This window comes from Streptococcus suis, from assembly GCF_024509555.1.
In the GTDB taxonomy this organism is placed as follows: domain Bacteria; phylum Bacillota; class Bacilli; order Lactobacillales; family Streptococcaceae; genus Streptococcus; species Streptococcus suis_AD.
In genome coordinates, this window is sequence record NZ_JAMWEL010000016.1 from 51,043 (window position 1) to 55,731 (window position 4,689).

Below are 4,689 nucleotides of genomic sequence, written 5' to 3' on the forward strand. Positions count from 1 at the left end.
TACATACTCAGCATGGGCACCAGCAACACAAGACTTCACAACTGTAAATGCCCTTACTTTGGATAAATTTACACCATCAACTGATAAAGTTGAGAAGACTGGTATTACAGCAACTGACAAGGATATTACTGCAACAATTGTTTACCGTGATAATGTTGATGTTGTCGATCCAAAAAATCCAGTCACTCCAGACACGCCAGTACCAAACGATCCTAAGGGTCGTACTTATGGTGAACTTGGCTTGGTTGAAGAAGTGACTCGTACAGTCAACCACATCTACTCAGATGGTAAGCCAGTTCTTGATGAAGAAGGCAAGCCAGTTGTCACAACTCAAACAGTAACCTTCACACGTACTGTACAAATTGATGCAGTAACAGGTGATATCATTGCAAATACTTATACTGCATGGACACCAGCTACTCAGACATTTGCAGAAGTTCCAGCTCTTAATTTGGAAAACTACACCGCAAATGTTGATAAAGTAGGTGAGAAATCAGTATCAGCAACTGATGCAGATTTGTTTGACACAATTGTCTATAAGACAAAACAAACAACTGTTACTCCTCCAACGGATGGTAAGATTAATCCAAACGATCCAGTACCAAACGATCCTAAGGGTCGCACATACCGTCAGCTTGGCCTTATCGAGGAAGTGACTCGTACTATCCATTATGTATATACTGACGGTAACGAAGCTGCTAAAGATTTTGAAGAAACTGTAACATTTGTACGTTCAGTCCAAATCGATGCTGTGACTGGTGATATCATCGCTGACAGCTACACACCTTGGACAAGTTCAGATGATACATTTGATAAAGTTAAATCTCCAGAAATCGCAGGATTCACACCTTCAGCTACTGAAGTTGGAGAGAATAAAGTAACTGCGACATCAGCTGATATTGTTGAAACAGTTATCTATGTTGATCCAACAGAAGGTTCTCAAGTTGCTGTAACTCACTTTGTTGACGAAGATGGTAACGGTGTTGATGTTTCTACTGTTGAAGCAGGCGAAGAAGGTACACCACTTACTAAGAAAGATGAAATTCTTGCTAAGATCAAGGAACTTGAAGCTAAAGGATATGAAGTTGTATCAAACAACTATCCAGCCTTTGACAATGATGCAACAAATGATGTCTTTGACACTGTTCTTGATGGTTCTGAAATCAGTCAGGTTTACCAAGTAGTTGTTCGTCCAGCTGTTATCCCTGTTAACCCAGAGGATCCAGACAACAACCCTAATACACCAGATACTCCTGCTAAACCAGACGATAAGGTTCCTGGTGATCCAGAAGGCCGTACTTACGCTGATCTTGGCTTGATTGAAAGTGTTACTCGTACAATCACTTACTATTACAATAATGGTGAACCAGTCCTTGAAAATGGCCAACCTAAAGTTGTAACTCAAACAGTAAACTTCTACCGTACTGCTCAAATCAATAAAGTAACAGGTGAAGTGACTATTACTTCTGATTGGACAGCACCACAAAAACTTGTGGCAGTTGACTCACCAGTAATCGCTAAGTTCCTTGCGGACAAGGCAACAGTAGGTGAAGAAACAGTTGCTTACAACGCGGCTGACTTGACTGAAAAAGTTGTTTACAGCCCACTTGGTTCATGGGTACCACAATTGCCAACAGGTGAGAAACCGGTTGATCCATCAACAAACACACCAGTTGACCCAATCGTTTACCCTAACGATCCGAACGATCCAACCAAACCAGGTACTGAAACACCAACAGTTCCGTACATCCTAGGTCACACGCCAGTTGATCCAACCGATCCAACTAAGCCATTGACTCCAGTTGATCCAGAAGATCCAACGAAGGGTTACGTCGTACCACCAGTACCATCTACCCCAGGTGAAGACACACCAATCACTTACGTACCAAACGTTCCTGCAAATCCAGAGGATCCAGATAACAATCCTAACACACCAAATACACCTGCTAACCCAGATGATAAAGTGCCAAATGATCCTAAAGGACGCACTTATGGAGAGCTTGGCTTGATCGAAAGCGTAACTCGTACAATTACTTACCGTTACGCAGATGGTAAACCAGTTCTTGAGAATGGTGTAGCGAAAGTAGTAACTCAAACAGTTAACTTCTACCGCACAGCTATTCTTGACGGTGTAACAGGCGATGTTATCAGCATGGGTGATTGGACAGCTCCACAAACACTTGTGGCAGTTGTATCACCAGTTATCGACAAGTTCCTTGCGGATAAGGCAACTGTTGCAGAAGCAACCGTAGCTTACAACGCAGCAGACTTGGCGGAAGAAGTTGTCTACACACCACTTGGTTCATGGGTACCAGAATTGCCAACAGGTGAAAAACCAGTTGATCCATCAACAAACACACCAGTTGATCCAATCGTTTACCCTAACGATCCAAACGATCCAACTAAACCAGGTACTGAAACACCAACAGTTCCGTACATCCCAGGTCACACGCCAGTTGATCCAAGTGATCCAACTAAGCCATTGACTCCAGTTGATCCAGAAGATCCAACTAAGGGTTATGTCGTACCACCAGTACCAACTAACCCAGGTACAGATACACCAATCACTTACGTACCGAATGTACCAGCTGTACCAGTTGATCCAGATAACGATCCTAAGACACCACCTGCTAAGCCAGACGATAAGGTGCCAAACGATCCTAAGGATCGCACATATGGTGAGCTAGGCTTGATTGAAAATGTAACTCGTACAATCACTTACGTTTACAAAGATGGTACGCCAGTTCGTAACGAAGATGGTACACCAAAAGTTACAACTCAAACAGTAACCTTCTACCGTACAGCCTTGATTGATGGTGTAACAGGCGAAGTCATCAAGTATGGTGAGTGGACAGCACCACAAACGCTTGAAGAAGTTGTTTCACCAGTTATCGACAAGTTCCTTGCAGATAAAGCATCAGTTCCAGCAACGACTGTTGCTCATGATGCAGCTGACGCAACTGAAAAAGTTGTTTACAGCAAGCTCGGTTCATACGTTCCAGTGATTCCAGATGGAACTACACCAAGCACTCCAGCTACACCAACACCATATCCAAACGATCCAACAGATCCAACTAAGCCAGGTACTCCAGGCAATACAAAACCAGGTACAGATGTTCCAACAATTCCACATGTTCCAGGTCATGTACCAGTTGATCCAAATGGCAACCCATTGAAACCTATTGATCCGAACGATCCAACCAAGGGTTATGAAGTACCACCAGTACCATCTAACCCTGGTGACAATACCCCAATCAACTATGTACCAGAAGAATCTAAAGTAGTTGTACGCTACGTAGATGAAAATGGTAACGACTTGGTACCATCTGAAAATATTCCAGGTAAAGTTGGCGATGACTACACAACAAGTGGAAAAGTTATCAACGGATATATCCTTGAAAAAGTAGAAGGAAACCCAAGTGGTAAGATCCCATCTGGTGGAACAACCGTTACTTATGTTTATAAGAAAATTGGTTCATTCGTTCCAGTTATTCCAGATGGAACTACACCAAGCACTCCAGCTACACCAACACCATATCCAAACGATCCAACAGATCCAACTAAGCCAGGTATTCCAGGTAATACAAAACCAGGTACAGATGTTCCAACAATTCCACATGTTCCAGGTCATGTACCAGTAGATCCAAATGGCAACCCATTGAAACCTATTGATCCGAACGATCCAACCAAGGGTTATGAAGTACCACCAGTACCATCTACCCCAGGAACAGATACACCAATCAACTATGTACCAGAAGAATCTAAAGTAGTTGTACGCTACGTAGATGAAAATGGTAACGATTTGGTACCATCTGAAAACATTCCAGGTAAAGTTGGCGATGACTACACAACAAGTGGAAAAGTTATCAACGGATATATCCTTGAAAAAGTAGAAGGAAATCCAAGTGGTAAGATCCCATCAGGTGGAACAACCGTTACTTATGTTTATAAGAAACTCGGTTCATGGGTACCAAATATCCCAGGTCAGCCAACAGATCCAATCGTTTACCCTAACGATCCAACGGATCCAAGCAAGCCAGGTACAGATGTTCCAACAATTCCACATGTACCAGGATATGTACCAGTAGATCCAAATGGTGAGCCATTGAAACCACTTGATCCTAACGATCCAACGAAGGGTTATGTCGTACCACCAGTACCATCTAACCCAGGTACAGATACCCCAATCAACTATGTACCAGTTACACCAGACACACCAGCTAAGCCAGAAGAACCAGCGAAACCGGTAGCACCAGCTGCTCCAGAGCAGCCACGCCCTGCAACTCCAGTTCAACAGTTGCCAAATACCGGTGAAGAATCTTCAGTAGCAGGTATGATTGGTGCAACAATGTTGCTTGGTTCATTTGCACTTACTGCAAAACGTCGTCGTAAAGAAGACTAATAAGGGTATATGATGTGATGATTAATGTATTCGGAATTTCTGAATGATTAATCATTCCCTAAATATGAAAAGGTCCTATAACCTCATAAGCAAAGTCTTACATAGAGGTCATAGGGCCTTTTTAGGTGGTTGTAAAGTATACAAAAAACACAGACAGATCGTAACCGCCCAATAACAAAGTATATTGAAAAGGCTCCAAAGTCCTATTGACTCTGGAACCTTTTTCTATTTACATGCTCTCTTAATTTTTTCCTTCCATGGCAAATAAGCCTCCAGCACCTCCTTTT

1 protein-coding gene is annotated in these 4,689 nt (G+C 42.7%); it reads left to right on the plus strand.

What is annotated here, in order from left to right; translation table 11 throughout:
• The coding region (locus tag NF418_RS07605; protein WP_256779089.1) for a mucin-binding protein at positions 1-4,402 on the plus strand (4,402 nt) is incomplete at its 5' end.
• Positions 4,403-4,689: the final 287 nt, after the last annotated feature.